The organism is Cognatundibacterium crateris (assembly GCF_010078235.1).
Taxonomy (GTDB): domain Bacteria; phylum Pseudomonadota; class Gammaproteobacteria; order Burkholderiales; family Burkholderiaceae_D; genus Undibacterium; species Undibacterium crateris.
The window spans coordinates 688,064-708,095 of record NZ_JAABOS010000001.1 but is presented as its reverse complement, the minus strand read 5'-3'; the positions used below and the strand labels follow the sequence as shown (position 1 = coordinate 708,095).

Genomic DNA, 20,032 nt, shown 5'->3' with positions numbered 1-20,032 from the left:
AGTTGGCTTCTGAATATATTAAGTAAGCTGGCAAATTTCCCGGCTTATTTACATCCTAATCAGGAAACGCCTGCTCCACCGCGCAAACAATCCGTTCACCAATAGCTGGTTTCTCGGTAAAGATTGGATATCGTTTGCATAGCTGATTAGACAGCGCGTTGCCATTTTGTCGAATGCTGCGAATGATGCCGTCGAGCTCATTATCGGGCGCTTCTAAAAATTCTTTGATGGCGGCACGGGCTTGGTCATTTGCCTTGAGGAAATGGGCTTCTTTGCGCATTTCATGGGTCAAGGTCGTGTCGATGACTGTGGCGAGATACTCGGCGTGCGCAGTGAGGTCGGGGTAGCGCCAGGCCGGCAATGCATCTTCATAGGCGTTGAAATAAAGATTGTATTCAACGCCATCTTCTGCGATGGTCGGTTCACCAAAATAGTATTGATCCGCATATTTGCGCATCAGGCGGCGAGAAAAACGCTCAAGCACTTTATCGTAGGCGGCGCGCGCCTGAGTGCTGTCGGTGATGGTTGCTGAAACAGGTAAGATAATCGGTGCGGAAATCAGCTCATCTCGTCGCAAAATGTCATTAATCAAAAAACGCGAAATGCGGCCATTGCCATCTGCCATAGGATGAATATAGACAAAGCCGAAAGAGGCCACCGCTGCACGCAGAATGGCCGATGCGCCTTGGCTACGTTCGAGAAAGTAAGCAAGCCCAGCGAGAAGGGCGTTGGTTTGTTCCCAATGCGGGGCGATGTAATCAACGACCGCTTGATAGTGCGTCGAATGGCCAACGTAAACTGGAGAGCGACGCAGCCCGTAGCGCAGCGCCATATCGCCCAGTATGCCGCGTTGCAATTGGCTAAGGGTTTTGGGTGTGAGGGGGTGGTCGTCTTGCCCGCACTCGTTTTCCATGATGGTGGCGAAGCGGCGTATGCGGTCGTCCTTATCCTGCTCACGTTCAATCAGAAAACTGGCGCGACTCTCTTTGACCGTGAGCCAGACAGTGCTGCGCAAGATCAGATCTACGCCAAAATCGCTTTCTAATTCCGCTAGTTTGGCTGGTAAATCATAGGTCTCAGTGGCTTGAATGGCTGGGGTTCGTCGAACGATAGGGCAGTAATCACGATTGCCCGGCAGATTGTCACGAACACGCCAGCGCGAGCAATTGATTGGTGTGCCGACCAGATACAGTTCGGGGTCCAGCGCATCAATGTAATTGCCACGCGTCAGATTGGGGGCTGCCAACGTGTCATTGATTAGCCATTCATACAAAAAGCAGGCCCGGCGCGCATAACTTCCAGTTGGTTCTCGTGCAATCCATTGTTCCAATTCTTGCTTGACCAAAGTCTGTGAAAAAAGGCGGGCCAGAAATTCCAGATGGATACCTTCATATTTGAATGCAAAAGCTAATTGCTCGCTAAAGGTGCCAAGAGGGCGGTAAGATTCCGGGTAGACTTCAAAGCGTATGTCATCATCGCTAGTCGTGGAGCGGCCGCGCCCGATTTCACTCTGTACAGCTAATGGGCGTACGGTCTGGACATCATAAGTCAGCGAAAGCCATTGATACCCGATCTGAGCCATAAAATCGATTACTCCGTCATAAAAACAGTTATAAATCGCGACTTTTTAATGAAAATGATTATAGCAGAGTGCTTTGGACTGGCTGATGTGAACCTTCCGTTAAATCAAGTTAAGCATAGGCAGAGTCTCTAATGCATACAGTTGGATGTGTTCTGTGATGTTGAGCTTGCAATTACAGTAGCTTGAATGACTTATTGAAGCAGATTATTGAAACTTATTTTTGCCTGCACCACGAGCTCAATCCTGGTTGACCCGCAGCGCTGGCTTCTGACTAAAGTTGCATTCCATAATGTGTTGGTTTAGCCTGAGTCGGTGGCTGTGGTATGATTCGCGGTTCGGCTGATTTATTCTTAAATCAGGCAAAATAATTTCATATGGTATTCATCATGGTATTCCAATCAAAGGTTTGCAGCAAACCCGCGCCGGTATTGGGTCTTTGCATGCCATTTACGATTGAATGGGAATAAGACGTGACATATAGCGTCAAAGAGATATTTTATACACTGCAGGGCGAAGGCAATCATGCTGGCCGCCCTGCGGTTTTTTGCCGTTTTTCAGGCTGTAATCTGTGGTCGGGCAGGGAAGAGGATCGCAGCTCTGCGGTTTGTCAGTTTTGCGATACTGATTTTGTCGGTACTGACGGCGTTGGTGGTGGCAAGTTTAAATCTGCACAGGAGCTGGCGCAGGCGATTAACGCCTTGTGGCCACAGTCTTACCCGGATAGTAAATACGTGGTATTCACTGGCGGTGAGCCCTTATTGCAACTGGATACAGAACTGATCGCTGCCATGCATGCGGTCGGCTTTGAAATTGCGATTGAAACCAATGGCACCTTGCCTGTGCCTGAAGGCGTGGACTGGGTCTGCGTCAGTCCGAAAATGGGCTCGGCTTTGCAGGTCAGGCGCGGCAATGAAATCAAGGTGGTGATCCCGCAACTGGGTCAGGATATGGCAACATATGCTAATCTTGATTTTGAACATTATTTCGTGCAAGCCATGGATGGCCCGCTGCGGGATGATAATCTGCGTCTCGCAATCGAGTTTTGCAAAGCCAATCCGCAATGGAAGCTGAGCTTGCAAACCCATAAACTTCTACAAATTCCTTAAGCTTTTCATGTTAACGATTACCCGAAAAATGGAATTCGATGCCGGTCATCGTATTCCGGATCACAGCAGCCAGTGTCGTAATTTGCACGGTCACCGCTATACCCTGCAAATCACCCTGACTGGTGAGGTGGTGCAGCAGGATGGTGAATCCGATAATGGCATGATTATGGATTTTGGCGATATCAAGGCGCTTGCCAATGAGCACCTGGTCAATCTGTGGGATCACTCTTTCATCGTCTACGAGAAAGACTACATCATCCGTAATTTCCTGGAAAAACTGCCGGGACATAAAACGGTAGTGATAGACCGCGTGCCTACCGTGGAGAATCTGGCCAAGATCGCCTTCGACATTCTGAAGGATGTTTACCATGATCGTTTTGGCCGTACGCTGGAACTGAAAAAAGTCACACTCTACGAAACGCCTAACTGCTGGGCAGAAATCGACGGCTGATGAAAGCGGAAATACTGTCCGCTGCGGAGCAGGCGCACAGAGACGAGGGTTTCATGCGCCTGGCATTGGCACAGGCAAAGCTGGCCTGGGAGCAGGGTGAAGTCCCGGTCGGCGCTGTGCTGGTCAAGGACGGGCAGGTCATCGCTGCGGGCTACAATCGTCCCATCGTTGATCATGATCCCAGCGCCCATGCTGAAATGATGGCGCTGCGCGCAGCCGCCGCATTGCTGGAAAACTACCGCATGCCAGGTTGTGAGCTGTATGTCACGCTGGAGCCTTGTGTGATGTGCGCCGGTGCTATGATGCACGCGCGGATAGCGCGCGTGATTTTCGGTGCCAGTGACTATAAAACCGGTGTCGCCGGTTCAGTGCTGAATATCTTTGATGAGCCTAAACTCAATCACCATACGCAGCTGACACGCGGTGTGCTGGCTGAGGAATGCGCGGCGCTGTTGCAGGATTTTTTCCGTAGCCGGCGTTTAGCCGCAGCTCAAAAAAAGCTGCTTGCCCAAGCGCAGGGTCAGGTACCACCAGAGGCCTCATAATCTCTGTTTTTTTGTTCCCAAGCATTGCCCGGAAAACTATTAATCAGTTACTCTGGCAACTGTTTATTTTTTTGCAGGTGTCTTGTGAATTCAGGCTCAGCACTCAGCACTAGCCCTAAGCACATTGCAGTGATCGCCCCCAGCGGTGCGCCACCGGATGAAGCTGCTGTCAAATTAGGACTGACCCGCCTGCAAGAGCAGGGTTTTACGGTGCACTCCTACTACGATCCCGAACAAAAATATCAGCGCTTTGGTGGCAGAGATGCGCATCGCGTCGCGCAAATTCATGCCGCTGCCAGTGACCCTGAAGTAGATATTGTGCTGGCGCTGCGCGGCAGCTATGGGCTGTCACGTTTGCTACCCGCAATCGATTTTGATTTGCTGGCACAAAGTGGCAAATTATTTGTTGGTTACAGTGATTTCACGCTGGTGCATCAGGGCTTGTTGCAGCGTGGCTGTCGCAGTCTGGCTGGTCCCATGCTGTGTGATGATTACACACGTGAGCAGCAGTCGCTCTATACGATAGACCAGTTCATACACTGTATTTCTGCTGACAGTCATCGCGTAGAGTTTGAAACTGCATACAGCAGCGAATTACAAGTGTCGGGTAAGTTGTGGGGTGGCAATCTGGCCATGCTCACGCATACTGCCGGCACGCCTTACTGGCACCATGAGCCGGAAGGCATACTGTTCCTCGAAGATATCGGTGAGCACCCGTATCGCATAGAGCGCATGCTGCTGCAATTGCATTATGCAGGTGCCTTAGCGAATCAAAAAGCGATCGTGCTCGGACATTTTTCGGCTTACAAGCTGGCGCCGCATGACAATGGTTATGACATGGAAGCGATGCTGGATTATCTGCGCAGCATCATCGCGGTACCGGTGGTGACCGGGCTGCCATTTGGACATACGCCTATGCGTGCCAGTCTGATGGTGGGTAGCCAGGCGGAACTCATGGTTACGCAGCAACAGGCTACACTGGCTATGCAGTGGTAAGCTGATTCAGCACTGATTGCTGCAGCCAGCTTGCAAAAAGAGAAAGCCACCGTGAAGGTGGCTTTCTCTTTTTGCGTTTCAGGTATCTGTACTGCCTCAGCTCAGTTGCAAGCCTGAGGCAGATACGCCCGGTTTAGTCACCGGCATAGATATCAACGTCTTTGGTTTCACGGATGAACAGCGCACCAATCACAAAAGTAGCCAGCGCGATGATGATCGGATACCACAGGCCGTAGTAAATATCGCCTTTGAATGCCACCAGCGCGAATGCTGTGGTTGGCAACAGACCGCCGAACCAGCCATTACCGATGTGGTAAGGCAGGGACATAGACGTGTAGCGGATACGGGTTGGGAACATTTCAACCAGCATCGCAGCAATCGGGCCATACACCATGGTGACGTACAACACCAGGATCACCAGCAAGACCAGCACCATAGGTTTGTCGATTGCCTTAGGATCTGCTTTGGCCGGATAGCCAGCTGCTTTGATCGCTTCGCTGAGTTCTTTCGAGAAGGCTTTATCTTTGGCTGCAGCTTCTTCTTTTGGCAAACCGGTAGAAGCATACGAAGTGATGACTTTGTCGCCGACTTTGACTGTCGCAACTGTGCCAGCCGGTGCAACTTCATTGGCATAGTTGACCGATGCTGCAGCCAGTTTTGCTTTTACGATATCGCAGGAAGAAGTGAATTTCTTGGTGCCGGTTGGGTTGAACTGGAACTGGCAGTCAGCCGGATCAGCAGTCACGACCACCGGGGAGTTTTTCAATGCAGCTTCCAGTGCCGGATTTGCATAGTGAGTCAAAGCATTGAAAATCGGGAAGTAAGTCACAGCAGCGATCAGGCAGCCAGCCAGGATAATCGGTTTGCGACCGATCTTATCGGACAGGGAACCGAACACGATAAAGAAAGGTGTACCGATAACCAGCGAAGCAGCGATCAGCAGGTTAGCTGTTGCACCATCAACCTTCAGTGTTTGCTGCAGGAAGAACAGCGCATAGAACTGACCTGTGTACCAGACCACGGCTTGACCAGCAGTCAGACCTACCAGCGCCAGGATCACAATTTTCAGGTTTTTCCATTGGCCGAAGGATTCGGTCAGCGGTGCTTTGGACGTTTTGCCTTCTGCTTTCATTTTCGCGAAAGCAGGGGATTCATTCATGGACAAACGTATCCATACCGAGATCGCCAGCAGGAAAACAGAAACCAGGAAAGGAACGCGCCAGCCCCAGATATTGAACTCTTCTTCACCGATCGCGGTACGTGTACCCAGAATCACCATCAGCGACAGGAACAGGCCCAAAGTCGCTGTGGTTTGAATCCAGGCTGTGTAAGCACCACGCTTGCCATGCGGCGCATGTTCTGCGACGTAAGTTGCGGCACCGCCGTATTCGCCGCCCAGTGCCAGACCTTGCAGGATACGCAGGGAAACCAGGATGATAGGAGCGACGACACCCCATGCTTCGTAATTCGGCAATAAGCCAACGCAGAAAGTCGAGCCGCCCATGATCAGGATGGTGACCAGGAAGGTGTATTTACGACCTATCATGTCACCCAGGCGACCAAACACCAGCGCGCCGAAAGGACGCACGATAAAGCCAGCTGCAAAAGCCAGCAAAGCAAAAATAAAAGCGGTATTTGGATCTGCGCCGGCAAAGAATTGCTTGGCGATGATGGCTGCCAGTGAGCCATATAGATAAAAGTCATACCATTCAAAGACGGTACCGAGTGAGGACGCAAAAATGACTTTGCGTTCTTCAGCTGTCATGCCGCCTGACGTTGCAATAGGTGCTGTCGCCATGCTTGTCTCCTGTTTTATGTATTAAAGTAATTGGGCAATGCAATCAGTTGGACGACATACAATTGCCAAGCTGATCTTTTTTGCACAGCTTGAGTGTGCGAGCGAAAGCTTACGGCATGCTTTCTTGAAACTTACAGAAACTTACACAAGGGCAATTTTGTTGGGTTTTTTGTTAAAAAAAGACACATCGAAGAGAAATTTTCAATTATCGAACGGTCGTGCTTAATTGTGCTATTCTGCTGCGGATTGTTTGATTTGTCTTGAAGCAAGTCAGCCTAAGGCGTGTCAGACTTGCTGTCAGAAAACCCCGTTTGAACCATACCTATAACAGGAGACCTCCTATGTCAGACGCAGTCATCGTTTCTACCGCCCGCACGGGTTTAGCTAAGTCCTGGAAAGGCGCTTTCAATATGACCCATGGTGCGACCATGGGCGGACATGTGCTGCAGGCCGCCATACAACGTGCCGGTATCGAGGCAGCAGAGGTTGAGGATGTAGTGATGGGCTGTGCCACACCGGAAGGTGCAACCGGCAGCAATATCGCACGCCAGATTGCGCTGCGGGCTGGTTGCCCGGTTACGACGGCCGGTGTCACGATTAACCGTTTCTGTTCTTCCGGTTTGCAAACGATAGCCATGGCAGCGCAGCGCATCATCGCCGGTGAAGGCGATATTTTTGCGGCAGGCGGTGTCGAGTCTATCTCTTGCGTGCAAAACGAGGCGAATAAACACATGATCGTCGAGCCCTGGCTCAAGGCGCATAAGCCGGAAGTGTACTGGCCTATGTTGCAGACCGCTGAAATGGTGGCCAAGCGTTATCAGATTTCGCGTGAACGTCAGGATGAGTATGGCGTGCAAAGTCAGCTGCGTGCTGCAGCGGCACAGGCAGCCGGTTTGTTTGATGCGGAAATCGTCCCTATGACCACCACCATGGGCGTGGCGGATAAGGCCTCCGGTATGTTGATTACCCGTGAAGTCACGATCGCTGCTGATGAGGGAATTCGGGCTGATACCACACTCGAAGGCGTGTCGAAAATCCGTAGCGCCTTACCTGGTGGCGTGATCACCGCTGGCAATGCGAGTCAGTTCTCAGATGGTGCCTCGGTAGCGATTGTGATGCGCTCGGAAGTGGCTGAAGCCAAAGGCTTACAACCGCTGGGTATTTTCAGAGGCTTTGCGGTGGCGGGTTGCGAACCCGATGAGATGGGCATAGGCCCGGTATTTGCGATCCCTAAGCTCTTGAAAAAGGCTGGCTTGCGCGTTGAGGATATCGGTCTGTGGGAATTAAACGAAGCCTTCGCAGTACAAGTATTGTATTGCGCCGACAAACTGGGCATCCCTATGGACAGATTAAACGTGAACGGCGGCTCAATCGCGGTCGGCCATCCCTATGGCGTATCGGGTGCGCGTCTGACTGGTCATGCGCTGATCGAGGGCAAGCGCCGTGGCGTGAAATATGTGGTCGTGACTATGTGTATAGGCGGCGGCCAGGGCGCGGCAGGTTTGTTTGAAGTAGTCTGATTTTTAATATGCGTTCTGACTTCTTGTGAGTGATTTATGCAATCTAAACTTGTCTCCCGCCGTGATCTGGATTTTTTATTGTTTGAGTGGCTGCAGGTAGAACAGCTGCAAGAACGCCCGCGCTATGCGGATCACAGTCGGGAAACCTTCAGTGCCGCACTTGATACCTGTGAGCAGATCGCCAGTGATTTATTCGCGACCCATAATAAAAAAGCGGATGAAAATGAGCCGGTGTTTGACGGCACGTCGGTACACATGATTCCGGAAGTCGGGCATGCGCTGCAGGCCTTTCGCAATGCAGGTTTGTTTGCCGCGGGCCAGGATTACGAATATGGCGGGATGCAGTTACCCTGCGTAGTCGAAAAGGCGGGTTTTGCCTATTTCAAAGCCGCTAATGTGGGTACTGCCGCCTATCCGTTTCTGACCATAGGCAATGCCAATACCTTGCTGCGTTGTGGTACGCCTGAGCAGATAGAACGCTATGTCAGGCCCATGCTGGAAGGCCGTTTTTTCGGCACCATGTGCCTGTCAGAACCCCAGGCGGGTTCCAGTCTGTCGGATATCACTTGCAAGGCTATCCCGCAGCAGGATGGGACTTACCGCCTGAGTGGCAACAAAATGTGGATCTCTGGCGGAGAACACGAGCTGGCTGAAAACATCGTTCATCTGGTGCTGGCGAAAGTACCTGACCAGCACGGCAAGCTGATACCCGGCGTGAAAGGCATATCACTGTTTATCGTGCCTAAGTTTCTGGTGCAGGACGATGGCAGCCTGGGTGAACGTAATGATGTGGTGCTGGCTGGCCTCAATCATAAAATGGGCTATCGCGGCACCACCAACTGCCTGCTGAATTTCGGTGAAGGTAAATTCCAGCCGCAGGCGAAAGCCGGGGCTGTCGGCTATCTGGTCGGTAATCTGCATCAGGGCTTGGCCAATATGTTCCACATGATGAACGAGGCACGCATAGGAGTCGGTCTTGGTGCCGTGATGCTGGGTTACACCGGCTATCTGCATGCGCTGGAGTACGCGCGTCAGCGTCCTCAGGGCAGGGCACCACTGAATAAAGACCCTGCCAGCAAGCAGATCCCCATCATTGAACATACCGATGTGAAGCGCATGCTGCTGGCACAGAAAAGCTATGTCGAAGGCGGACTGGCACTGAATCTCTACTGCGCCAGACTGGTGGATGAAGAGCGCACGGCGCCCGATGCAGCTACGCGTACCTATGCCAATCTGCTGCTCGACATCCTGACTCCGATTGCTAAATCCTGGCCATCACAATGGTGTCTGGAGGCGAATAATCTCGCGATACAGGTCCATGGTGGTTACGGCTATACGCGTGAATACCATGTCGAACAGTTTTACCGTGATAACCGGCTCAATCCCATCCATGAAGGCACGCATGGCATACAGGGGCTGGATTTATTGGGACGCAAGGTCATCATGCAGGATGGCGCGGCGCTGGAAGCACTGGGCGAACTGATGCATAAAACCCTGCTGCGGGCCGCCAACACCGAGCCCTTAGTCGGCTATGGCAAAGCGCTGGCAAGGGTGCTGCAACGACTGGCGCAGGTCACCAAGCTCTTGCACAGCCAGGAGGATAAGAATCTGACGCTGGCAAATGCCTCTTTGTATCTGGAGGTATTTGGACATGCGGTGGTTTCCTGGATCTGGCTGGAGCAGGCTTTATGTGCGCTTCAACAAAAGCTGGGCCACGATGCCGATTTTTACGCAGGAAAATTGCAGGCCTGCCGCTATTTCTTTCAATGGGAATTACCGAAAGTTCATGCGCAACTCGACATCCTGGGGCAGCTTGACCGCACCAGTCTCGATATGCAGGACAGCTGGTTCTGAGGCCAGACCCAACTGCCGAATACATTCAAACCGAAAAACAATTTCAGACTCATACAAGGGCTGGCGCTGATGTGGCGCTGGCTGCTGCCTTGAGCTCAACACAGGATGGAGATGCAATGACCGCACGCAGCGTACAACAACTGATGAATTTGCAGGGTAAAACAGCACTGGTTACCGGCGGCTCACGCGGGCTGGGGCTGCAAATGGCTGAAGCACTGGGCGAACAGGGCGCGCGCGTCATCCTGTCGGCGCGCAAGCAGGATGAGCTGGATCAGGCCGTCGCTTATTTGCATGAGCGTGGCATCGCTGCCAGTGCGATAGCCGCGGATCTGGCGCAGGAAGCAGCTGTGCAGCAACTGGCGGAGCAGGCTTTGGCGCAGGCAGGGCAGATAGATATTCTGGTCAATAATGCCGGTGCAACCTGGGGTGCGCCGGCACAGGATTACCCGCTGGAAGCCTGGGATAAGGTGATGGATCTGAATGTGCGCAGTATCTTCCTGCTGTCGCAAATCGTAGGCAAACGCAGCATGATACCGCGCCAGACTGGCCGCATCATCAATGTCGCGTCCATCGCAGGTTTGGCTGGTAATGCGCCCGGCACCATGCAGACGATTGCATATAACACCTCGAAAGCAGCCGTGATTAATTTTACCCGCACCCTGGCCGGTGAATGGGGTCAGTACGGCATTACGGTCAACGCGATCGCTCCCGGTTTCTTCCCGTCCAAAATGACGAAAGGCATACTCGAACATCTGGGCGAAAAGAACTTGTCGCGCATGGCACCTTTGCAGCGTATCGGGGACGACGAAGATTTAAAGGGAATCACGGTATTATTCGCCTCCGATGCAGGCAAGCACATTACCGGCCAGACCCTGGCTGTGGATGGTGGCGTGTCTGCAGTGGCCTGATACAGCGTCTGCATTGTTTCAGGCTTGTTCGCCTTTTTTTCAAGACTGAGGCTGCTGCGGCAGCCAGTCTGTTTGTTGATGAATCCATGAAAGAATTATCCATTTCCGACGCAGCTGTGTCAGCGACACCAGCTACACCAGCGATACCTAAGCCGGGTTCTGTGCTGGTACAACCGACCGCTGAACTCAATCCCTTCCTGCATGATCTGGGGGTGGAGTTTCTGGAGATGGCTAACGGCCAGGCCAAAATTGCACTGGATCTGGAGACCCGCCATATGAATAGCTGGATGATCACCCATGGCGGTGTGCTGATGAGCATGCTGGATGTGGTGATGGCGATGGCCGGACGTTCACTGCATGAAGATCTGAAGGGTGTGGTGACGGTAGAGATGAAAACCAGTTTCCTGCAACCCGGCGGCGTTGCGGGAGGCCGCATCGAGGCACGTGGTAAGGCCTTTCATCAATCCACCACCATGTGCTTTTGCGAAGCTGAAGTCTGGCATGGCGAGCGCCTGATTGCGAAGGCAATGGGCACCTTTAAATACCTGCGCCGTCTGAAGTCCGGAGAAAACATGAAAAAGCTGTGCGGCAGCGATTAAGCAGCGCCCAATTTTGTATCAATCCAGGATAGAGGCCTGAATCCGGCCGGGCGTAGCGACGCTGACGCGACATGCCTCCATCCTGACCGAAAGGAATACCTGTATGAACACCTATCAACGCATCGTTTTAGCATCCCGTCCGCAGGGCGAAATCAGCCCGGATAATTTCCGGCTTGAGACCCTGGCAGTACCTGAGATTCAGGATGGCGAAGTCCTGATCCGTAATCACTATCTGTCGCTCGACCCGTATATGCGTGGCCGTATGCAGGACAGTAAAAGCTATGCCGAGCCGCAGCCTTTGAATGCCACCATGATAGGCGGTACCGTCGGCGAAATCGTCGCCACAAAAAATCCGCGTTTTGCAGTGGGTGATCAGGTCATCAGTATGAGCGGCTGGACAGAAATGGCGGTATCGGATGGCGGCCTGTTACGTAAGCTCGATACGACTCACATCCCTTTGTCTGCCTATCTGGGGGCGGTGGGCATGCCTGGCCTGACGGCCTGGTATGGCCTGACCCATATCATGCAGCCTAAAGCCGGTGAAACCGTAGTCGTTTCTGCCGCCAGTGGTGCGGTGGGCAGCGTAGTCGGTCAACTCGCACGGCAGCGTGGCTGCCGTGTGGTGGGTATCGCCGGTGGCCAGGAAAAATGCGCTTATGTGGTTGATGAACTGGGCTTTGATGCCTGTATCGATTACAAAGCGGAAAACTGGCAGGCTGCATTGACAGCGGCCACACCGGATGGCGTCGATGCCTTGTTTGAAAATGTAGGCGGCGCAGTGTTTGATGCGACGCTGACGCGTATGAATCCGTTTGGCCGCATTGCCTTGTGCGGCATGATCGCTGGCTATAACGGCGAACCGGTACCTATCCAGAATTCACGCGTGTTCCTGACGATGCGCCTGACTATGCGTGGCTTCATTGTTTCTGAGCATATGGATCTATGGCCACAGGGCTTGCAGGAACTGGGCGCACAGGTCGCCAGCGGCCAGCTCAAGTTCCGTGAGTCTGTCGCACAAGGGCTGGCACAGGCACCGGAAGCACTGATCGGTTTGTTAAAAGGCCGTAATTTTGGCAAACAACTGGTCAGGCTGATCTAAGTCCAGCTGCCCAGCTTGAGCAATTCATCATCGATTACAAAATAAACAGGAGACAAGATGAAGACTTTTACCAATCGGGTGGCCGTGATTACCGGCGCTGCAAGTGGCTTTGGACGTGAATTTGCATCGATAGGTGCAAGGCTGGGGATGAAGCTGGTACTGGCCGATGTGCAAAAAGAAGCGCTTGATGCGCTGAGTGCTGAGCTCAGTGCACAGGGCGTGCAGGTGCTGGCGCAGACCTGCGATGTGCGCCATGCGGATCAGGTGCAGGCACTGGCCGATGCAGCAATGGCGCGCTTTGGCGCAGTCCATCTGCTGTTCAATAATGCCGGGGTTGGCTCCGGTGGTCTGATCTGGGAAAACACCCAGGCCGACTGGGAATGGGTGCTCGGTGTGAATCTGTGGGGCGTGATTCATGGCGTCAGGATATTCACGCCGCTGATGCTGGCATGTGCACGTCAGGATGCTGACTACGAAGGACACATCGTCAATACTGCATCAATGGCTGGCTTGCTCAATGCGCCGACCATGGGCGTGTATAACGTGTCCAAACATGCGGTGGTGTCGCTGTCAGAATCGCTGTATCAGGACTTACAACTGGTCGAAGCACCGATAGGTGCTTCGGTGCTTTGCCCGTATTTTGTGCCAACTGGTATCGCGCAATCGCATCGTAACCGGCCCGAAGATGTGGCTGGCAGTGCGCCTACCGTCAGTCAGCGGGTAGCACAGGTGATGTCTGATAAAGCAGTCAGTTCAGGCAAGGTGACGGCGCAGGAAGTGGCTGAGAATACTTTCAAGGCGATCGCTGATGCACAGTTTTACATCTATTCGCATCCGGCAGCGCTGGCGAATGTGCAGGACAGAATGGAAGACATCGTGCAGCAACGTAATCCCGGCGATCCCTACAAAGCAACACCGCATATACGCGATATGCTGCGTGAAAAACTGAAATCCTGAGCGCGGTCCGGCTCGTTTCATCCTCTTATTCAAGGCACAGGAGCGTAGTATGAGTACGGCAAAGGTTCAGATACAGAGCGGACAATTTGCGCAACTGCCGAATGGCACGCGCCTGCATTATGCGAGTGCCGGTGAGCCTGGCCAGCCGCTGATTTTATTTGTGCATGGCTTTCCCGAATTTTGGTATGAATGGGTAGCGCAGCTGGAAGAATTCGGCACGGATTATTTCGCGGTGGCGCCGGATTTGCGAGGCTTTAATTTATCCGATATGCCCACTGATCCCGCTGCTTACAAAGCCAGACATATCGTCGATGATTTGCAGGGTCTGATTACTACGCTGGGTTATCAGCAAGCGATCATCGTTGCGCATGACTGGGGTGGCGCGATATGCTGGAATCTCGCGATTGCCTTGCCCCAGCTGGTAGAAAAGCTGATCATCATTAATTCCCCGCATCCTTATCTGTTCATGCAGGCACTCGCAAACGATCCGGCGCAGCAGGCGTCCAGTGCGTATATGAACTGGTTACGGCAGCCGGGTTCTGAGCAGGCACTGGCGAAAGACAACTTCGCTTTAATGGAAGGTTTTTTTCAAGGCATGGGACAGCCGCCTGCAGTCTGGTTTGATGCGGATACCCGCAGCAAGTACCACGCATGCTGGCAGCACGGCTTGCATGGCGGTGTCAATTACTACCGTGCTTCGCCCTTACACCCGCCGACGAATCAGGCGGCTGGTGCGCAGCGCCTGGAATTGAATCCCGCTGATTTCTGTGTGCAGCCACCGGTACGCATCATTTGGGGTGAAGCCGATCAGGCTTTGCCAGCCAGTCTGCTGCTTGGTATAGAAGCTTTTATCCCCGACTTACAGATCGTACGGATTCCTGAGGGCGGGCATTGGGTGATCCATGAACAGCCACAAAGAGTGAATGCGCTGTTACGGCAATTCCTAGGCTCTGAGTGAGTCTGACAGGGCTTGCAAGTACCATGCTGGCAGGCGTATATTGTTCGTTTTTCCACCCGGGATGGCCGCACAGCTTGCAGAGTAATAGCGTAGCATGCGCCGGTTTTACAAGTCCCTTCAACACTGAGAAGTCGTCCATGAGTACAGTCAGAGTCGTATTAGGAGATTGGAGTAGCTTGCAGAAGGATGCGCAAGCGGTTCGTTATCAGGTTTTTGTCGTCGAACAGAATATCCCGGCAGAGTTGGAATGGGATGTGATGGATGCGCAATGCCTGCACGCGGTGGCCTACAATGAACAGCAACAGGCTGTCGGTACCGGACGCTTGCTGCCCGATGGGCATATCGGTCGCATGGCGGTGCTGGCTTCGGCACGCAATCTGGGGGTCGGTGCCGAAATTCTGCGTGAACTCATGAGCCAGGCCAGACGCCGTGGTGATGCCGAAGTGCGCCTGAATGCCCAGCACACGGCAGAGCGTTTTTATCTGCGTGAAGGCTTTGTGCGTGAGGGCGATAGTTTTGAAGAAGCCGGCATCCCGCATGTCGCGATGAAGCACGCCTTGTAATTGCTACCGCGATTGCCGCAGCAGCCAGCCTCAGCGCTGGCTTTTTTTATGGCCGCTTCCTCCTGTTTTTGAGCTGTCCACGACACAGCCTTTCATCGCTATATATCGATGTAGCATATGATTTTTCCATCTATAGATAAGTTAATAATAAATAGTGACTTTTGAAATATATGCACTACAGTAAGATCTATGTAACATTTTTTTGCATTTAGTCTTTTGGTAATGGAATGCCGAAATACCTGGAGACAGTGTTGAATGTGGCAGCAGTGCGGGTCCGCTTTGCCTGTCTGGAAAAGTCGGGCATTTGCTATAGCCAGGGCATTTTGTGTGTTGAATTTGTAGCAGTATGGATATGGTGCGCGTGCGGAGGAAAAAATGAATATACAAAATACCAAAGTTTCGACCAGACTCATCAGCGGTTTCAGCCTGGTGCTTGTGTTTATGTTCGTCATTCTGGCAATGGCGATTATTAATATGCAGCAGATGAATAAGCGCATGGAACAAATCGTTCAATTCAATGACGAAGAAATCCGTACTGCACAAACCATGTATCTGACCGTCACCGAGCGCGCGCTGGCATTGCGTAATCTGATTTTGCTGACCGAGCAAAAAGAGATACAGATAGAGGTAGACCGCATCGCAGCGCAAAATAAAAAATACGCTGATGCACAGAGCAAGCTATATCAATTGCTGAAGACGGATCCTGAGTCCTCACCTGCAGACCTCGCAAATCTGGATAAGATCGCAGAGCAATCTAAATTATCACTGCCATTTATTGAAAAAGCGGCAGGTCTGGCTTTACAAAAACAGACCGAAGAAGCCTATCGCATCCTGCGTTATGAATATCGTCCCGTGCAGCGCAAATGGTGGGATATGATTAATGAACAGATGGTTGAGCAGGAAAAGCAGAATCAGGCCGCGGTAGTCAAAGCAGAGGCTGACTATAAACAGGCACGCAGTACTTTGATTATGCTGGGTTGTGTGGCCTTACTGGTAGGCGCTGTCGCTGCCTGGTTAATCGTGCGCAGTTTGCTGGCGCAACTGGGTGGTGAACCACGTTATCTGGTGCAGATCGCTGAAAAAATTGCCTCTGGCGACCTGAGTATGGACATCCGGGTCGACAAGGGTGACAGCCACAGTCTGATGCACGCAATGCGCGATATGCGCAATGGCCTGGCGGATATCGTTGGCATGGTCAGAACCGGTACCGAAACGATTGCCAGCGCATCGCGCCAGATCGCTTCCGGCAATATGGACTTATCTTCACGCTCAGAACAGCAGGCAGGTTCGCTGGAAGAAACCGCGTCTTCGATGGAAGAACTGACCTCAACGGTGAAACAAAATGCAGACAGCGCACGGCAGGCCAATCAGCTCGCTGTGTCTGCATCTGATGTGGCAGTGAAGGGGGGCAGCGTGGTCGGAGAAGTGGTACAGACGATGGGCTCGATCAATGATTCTTCACGCAAGATCGTCGATATTATCGGTGTTATCGATGGCATCGCTTTCCAGACCAATATTTTGGCGCTGAATGCCGCCGTTGAAGCGGCACGGGCAGGTGAGCAGGGGCGTGGTTTTGCCGTGGTAGCGACTGAAGTACGCAATCTGGCACAGCGTTCTGCAGAGGCTGCACGTGAAATTAAAAAACTCATCGATGATTCCGTTAGCAAGGTAGAGATTGGCGCCAAACTGGTCGATCAGGCTGGTGCGACGATGGAAGAAATCGTCGGCAGCATACAAAGCGTGACCACCATCATGAATGAAATCATGCTGGCCACCCAGGAACAGACTGCCGGTATCGAACAGATCAACGAAGCAATCGTTCAAATGGATGATGTGACCCAACAGAATGCAGCTTTGGTGGAAGAAGCGGCTGCAGCTGCGGCCTCTTTGCAAAATCAGTCGGATAGTCTGAGCGACCTGGTCAGTACTTTCATCCTGTCCTCAGCCCAAAGTGCTTCACCTAATTTGAATAGCCCGGTAGCAGCGGGGAAATCCGCTAAAGTCGTGCCTCTGGTCAAAAAAGCTGCACCGCATGCGCAGCCAGCGCCATCGCTCAAACAGATCAAGCGTATCAGTGCTAACGCCCAGCCTGCACGCCAGACCAAAGCCGCGACTGAGCAGGAATGGGAAGAATTCTGAGCTGTAAAGCAGTCAGCCATTTCAATTGCTGGCAGGTTTAGATTCTGATTCATTGCATCACAGAGTCATTGAGAAGTAGAGTAACAGGAGGGCATATGCCAATCTTCGTGCAAACCGTCCCGACAGCGCCGCCGCTGGCTATCGACAGGAAAGAGACACTTGGGCGCTTTTTGCCCGATAGTCAGCCCCGCGCACAGCATGTAGTCTGGCATTCCGGTCATGTCTCAGCTACAGTAAGGGAGAGGGTACTGGGTCAGCGTCCGCTATGTTTATGGATGACCGGGCTCAGCGCCGCTGGCAAATCCACACTGGCTTATGCACTCGAAAAGCAGCTGCTGGACCGCGGGCAGCTGTGTTATGTGCTGGATGGAGACAACCTGCGGCATCACCTCAATAGCGATTTAGGCTTTACCGTCGCTGACCGGCGCGAGAATTTACGTCGTGCAGCGGAAGTCGCGCATCTGTTTAATGAAGCTGGCATGATCGTGATTACTGCGTTCATCTCGCCTTTACGCGCAGACCGTGCGATGGCAGCCGACATTATCGGTCATGACAATTTTGTTGAGGTATACGTCAAGGCATCAGGTAAAACCTGTGAGCAGCGTGATCCCAAAGGCTTGTATGCCAAAGCCAGAAGAGGCGAGATTCCGCAGTTCACCGGTGTCAGTGCTCCCTATGAGGAGCCGCAAAGCCCTGATTTCACGATAGATACCGAGTTAACAACAACGCAGACTGCTGCAGACCAGTTACTGGCCTATCTGGCGGAGCGATGTTTGATGAGGTGAACTGATGACTACAGCAATCCCGGACAATGTGACATGTTTTGATGTGTTTAATGGTGACGCCGATGGGATTTGCGCCCTGCATCAGCTCAGGCTGGCGTTTCCACGTGAGGCAACCGAGATTACCGGAGTAAAGCGCGATGTGGCTTTGCTGAGCCGGATAGATGTCAAAGCCGGAGACCGGATCACCGTACTCGATATTTCTCTGGACACGAATGTGGAGGCGCTCAAAAAGCATCTGACGGCTGGCGCAGAAGTCGAGTATTTCGATCATCACGCGGCCAATCAGCGTTTTGCGCATCCGAATTTACAGCTGTATTGGAATGATGCACGCGATGTCTGTACCAGTTTGCTGGTCAATGAATATCTGGAAGGCCGTTATGTGATGTGGGCCATCGTTGCTGCGTTTGGTGACAACCTGCTCGATACTGCCAATGGCCTCGCGATGCAGCATGGTCTGAGCCGTGAAGACCGTTCGGCATTGATGGAATTAGGACGTCTGCTGAATTACAACGCTTATGGGGAAAGCACGGAAGATCTGCATGTACACCCGCAATTGCTGTATCGCGAAGTGCATAAATTCGTCAATCCCTTTGATTTTATTCAGAACTCCAGTCACTTTTTGGCCTTGCAATATGCGTTTGCAGAAGAGACGATTTTTTTGAGTGAATTGCAACCGGTAGCCAGTCGTGGTCTCAGTGAAATTTATCTCTTGCCGGATGTGCCGTGGGCGAGGCGCTTGTCAGGTTTGCTGGCCAACCGTCTGTTGGAAGAGCGCAGGGAATATTCGTTTGCTGTGCTGACGCCAAGGCAGCAGGGCGGATTCGTGGTCAGTGTGCGCTCGGCACATCCGGAAACGCTGCCAGCCGATCGCCTGTGCAGTCAGTTCGCCGGTGGTGGCGGACGCCGGATTGCAGCCGGTATCAATGTCCTGGAGGCGGAACAGCAGGACTTGTTTTATCAGCGGTTTTTTGATTTTTTTGAGCCGGCCAAAGCGGGCACCCAGCTCTGAAGTGGATGTAATTTGATCAGCACTTCGGATACATGTCTGCCAGCCGTGATAGAAACTGAACGGAAACGAGGCAGATCATGCATGCACCAGAAGTCACTCAGGAACATTCAACTCTTACCCAAACATCAGGCCGGCCACGCCCGGTGCTGATGATACCGCTGCGCCGTTGCGGCAGTCATGCGCTGCGTTTGCGCCTGAATCAGAATCCTGCGTTTTATTCTCCCTACCCATTGCACATCATCGATTTCATGCCGCTGCTGCCGGGCTACGGCGACTTGTCGCAGGATGAAAACTATTTCCGGCTGGTGGTCGATGTGATAGGCCTGCAAGCCGCCAGCATGGTCAAATGGAAGGATATGGTGTTTGATCCGGTCGAGATTTTTGAGGCCTTACGCGAACAGAAACGCAGTGTGCACCGCATCTTATGGGAATTGCTGTTGCGCACAGGTGAGCAGCATCAGGCCAGTATCGTCATGGATAAATCGCTGGACAGTGTGCGCTATGCGGATGAGTTGATGGACTTGTTTCCTGACATGCTGTTCCTGAACGTGATTCGCGATCCACGCGCTCAGGTTGCATCGATGAACCGCGCCATTATTCACGACTACGATTCGCGTCTGAATGCGCTGGCCTGGCGTGAAGCGCATGAAATGGCGCAGCAGGTACAGCAGCGCTGGCCGGATCGGGTGCTGAGCATACGTTATGAAGATTTTCTGAGCAATCAGGAAGCGGTATTACGCCGTGTCTGCAGCTTCTTTGGCATTCCATTTTTGCCCGCAATGCTGGATGTCACCCATTCAGCCGAAGCACAACAGATTTCGCAATTGTCTGCACTGTGGGAGAGCAATTGCTTTCCGCCACTCATGGCCAACAAAGATAAATTCAAGCAGCAGCTATCCCTGGCTGAAATCGAGGCCATAGAAAGTATCTGCGCTGACTGGATGCAGCAATATGGCTATGAAAGAATGACAGCAGCCAGTTGTGCGCTGGACCCGGCGCAGCTTGCAGAAGCGAGAGAAGTCTCACGTGTCAAGCGCCTGCAAGCCTGGGCGCAACTCAAAGAAGCAAATTTCAAGGATTTTATCCTGCGTCGTTTTCGCGCCGATTATCTGGCGCAGCTGGCTACAAAAAACAGTGCCTGAGGCAAGTCGCGCTTTGCATCC

The 20,032-nt window shown here is 52.6% G+C and carries 18 protein-coding genes; 16 read left to right on the top strand and 2 right to left on the bottom strand.

Annotated elements, in window-relative coordinates; all coding sequences use genetic code 11:
• Positions 1 to 55: 55 nt before the first annotated feature.
• Positions 56 to 1,582 (bottom strand): Fic family protein, encoded by a 1,527-nt coding sequence (locus EYB48_RS03085; protein WP_162018798.1) that lies wholly within the window; start codon positions 1,580 to 1,582, stop codon positions 56 to 58.
• Positions 1,583 to 2,052: 470 nt separating this feature from the next.
• Between EYB48_RS03085 and queE the strand changes: the two genes are divergently transcribed.
• The 4 genes from queE (at position 2,053) to EYB48_RS03065 (ending at position 4,680) form a co-directional block, all read left to right on the top strand.
• Positions 2,053 to 2,688, top strand: coding sequence for a 7-carboxy-7-deazaguanine synthase (queE, locus tag EYB48_RS03080; RefSeq protein WP_162018797.1), 636 nt, complete (start codon positions 2,053 to 2,055; stop codon positions 2,686 to 2,688).
• A 7-nt stretch (positions 2,689 to 2,695) separates the two neighbouring features.
• Positions 2,696 to 3,139: a 6-carboxytetrahydropterin synthase QueD gene (queD, locus tag EYB48_RS03075; protein WP_162018796.1), complete on the top strand. Its 444-nt coding sequence runs from the start codon at positions 2,696 to 2,698 to the stop codon at positions 3,137 to 3,139.
• Complete coding sequence (gene tadA / locus EYB48_RS03070) at positions 3,139 to 3,684, top strand: tRNA adenosine(34) deaminase TadA (protein WP_162018795.1); 546 nt, start codon at positions 3,139 to 3,141, stop codon at positions 3,682 to 3,684. Before queD ends, tadA begins: the two co-directional genes overlap by 1 nt.
• Positions 3,685 to 3,768: 84 nt before the next feature.
• On the top strand, positions 3,769 to 4,680 hold the full coding sequence (locus EYB48_RS03065) for an LD-carboxypeptidase (RefSeq protein ID WP_162018794.1): 912 nt from the start codon (positions 3,769 to 3,771) through the stop codon (positions 4,678 to 4,680).
• Between the two features lie 133 nt (positions 4,681 to 4,813).
• Here EYB48_RS03065 and EYB48_RS03060 read toward each other — a convergent pair whose 3' ends face one another.
• The gene (locus EYB48_RS03060) at positions 4,814 to 6,478 is read right to left on the bottom strand and encodes an MFS transporter (protein ID WP_162018793.1); all 1,665 of its coding nucleotides are present in this window, start codon (positions 6,476 to 6,478) and stop codon (positions 4,814 to 4,816) included.
• A 341-nt stretch (positions 6,479 to 6,819) separates the two neighbouring features.
• On the opposite strand from EYB48_RS03060, the gene EYB48_RS03055 reads away from it, so the two are divergent.
• The 12 genes from EYB48_RS03055 (at position 6,820) to EYB48_RS03000 (ending at position 20,011) form a co-directional block, all read left to right on the top strand.
• Positions 6,820 to 7,998, top strand: coding sequence for an acetyl-CoA C-acyltransferase (locus EYB48_RS03055; RefSeq protein ID WP_162018792.1), 1,179 nt, complete (start codon positions 6,820 to 6,822; stop codon positions 7,996 to 7,998).
• 36 nt (positions 7,999 to 8,034) lie between these two features.
• Positions 8,035 to 9,852, top strand: coding sequence for an acyl-CoA dehydrogenase (locus tag EYB48_RS03050; protein ID WP_162018791.1), 1,818 nt, complete (start codon positions 8,035 to 8,037; stop codon positions 9,850 to 9,852).
• Positions 9,853 to 9,968: 116 nt separating this feature from the next.
• Positions 9,969 to 10,760, top strand: a complete 792-nt coding sequence (locus tag EYB48_RS03045) for an SDR family oxidoreductase (RefSeq protein WP_162018790.1) — start codon at positions 9,969 to 9,971, stop codon at positions 10,758 to 10,760.
• Positions 10,761 to 10,846: 86 nt separating this feature from the next.
• Positions 10,847 to 11,359: a PaaI family thioesterase gene (locus EYB48_RS03040; RefSeq protein ID WP_162018789.1), complete on the top strand. Its 513-nt coding sequence runs from the start codon at positions 10,847 to 10,849 to the stop codon at positions 11,357 to 11,359.
• Between the two features lie 103 nt (positions 11,360 to 11,462).
• Positions 11,463 to 12,458 carry an NADP-dependent oxidoreductase gene (locus EYB48_RS03035; RefSeq protein WP_162018788.1) on the top strand — a complete coding sequence of 332 codons (996 nt, stop codon included), beginning with the start codon at positions 11,463 to 11,465 and terminating at the stop codon, positions 12,456 to 12,458.
• Positions 12,459 to 12,515: 57 nt separating this feature from the next.
• Complete coding sequence (locus EYB48_RS03030) at positions 12,516 to 13,415, top strand: SDR family oxidoreductase (protein ID WP_162018787.1); 900 nt, start codon at positions 12,516 to 12,518, stop codon at positions 13,413 to 13,415.
• A gap of 49 nt (positions 13,416 to 13,464) precedes the next feature.
• Positions 13,465 to 14,373 carry an alpha/beta fold hydrolase gene (locus EYB48_RS03025; protein WP_162018786.1) on the top strand — a complete coding sequence of 303 codons (909 nt, stop codon included), beginning with the start codon at positions 13,465 to 13,467 and terminating at the stop codon, positions 14,371 to 14,373.
• Positions 14,374 to 14,510: 137 nt separating this feature from the next.
• Positions 14,511 to 14,936 (top strand): GNAT family N-acetyltransferase, encoded by a 426-nt coding sequence (locus EYB48_RS03020; RefSeq protein WP_162018785.1) that lies wholly within the window; start codon positions 14,511 to 14,513, stop codon positions 14,934 to 14,936.
• 375 nt (positions 14,937 to 15,311) lie between these two features.
• Positions 15,312 to 17,075 (top strand): methyl-accepting chemotaxis protein, encoded by a 1,764-nt coding sequence (locus EYB48_RS03015; RefSeq protein WP_162018784.1) that lies wholly within the window; start codon positions 15,312 to 15,314, stop codon positions 17,073 to 17,075.
• 95 nt (positions 17,076 to 17,170) lie between these two features.
• Positions 17,171 to 17,860, top strand: a complete 690-nt coding sequence (gene cysC, locus EYB48_RS03010; RefSeq protein ID WP_162018783.1) for an adenylyl-sulfate kinase — start codon at positions 17,171 to 17,173, stop codon at positions 17,858 to 17,860.
• 4 nt (positions 17,861 to 17,864) lie between these two features.
• Positions 17,865 to 18,869 carry a hypothetical protein gene (locus tag EYB48_RS03005; RefSeq protein WP_202927638.1) on the top strand — a complete coding sequence of 335 codons (1,005 nt, stop codon included), beginning with the start codon at positions 17,865 to 17,867 and terminating at the stop codon, positions 18,867 to 18,869.
• A 77-nt stretch (positions 18,870 to 18,946) separates the two neighbouring features.
• Positions 18,947 to 20,011: a sulfotransferase gene (locus EYB48_RS03000; protein WP_162018782.1), complete on the top strand. Its 1,065-nt coding sequence runs from the start codon at positions 18,947 to 18,949 to the stop codon at positions 20,009 to 20,011.
• The last annotated feature ends 21 nt before the right edge of the window (positions 20,012 to 20,032 follow it).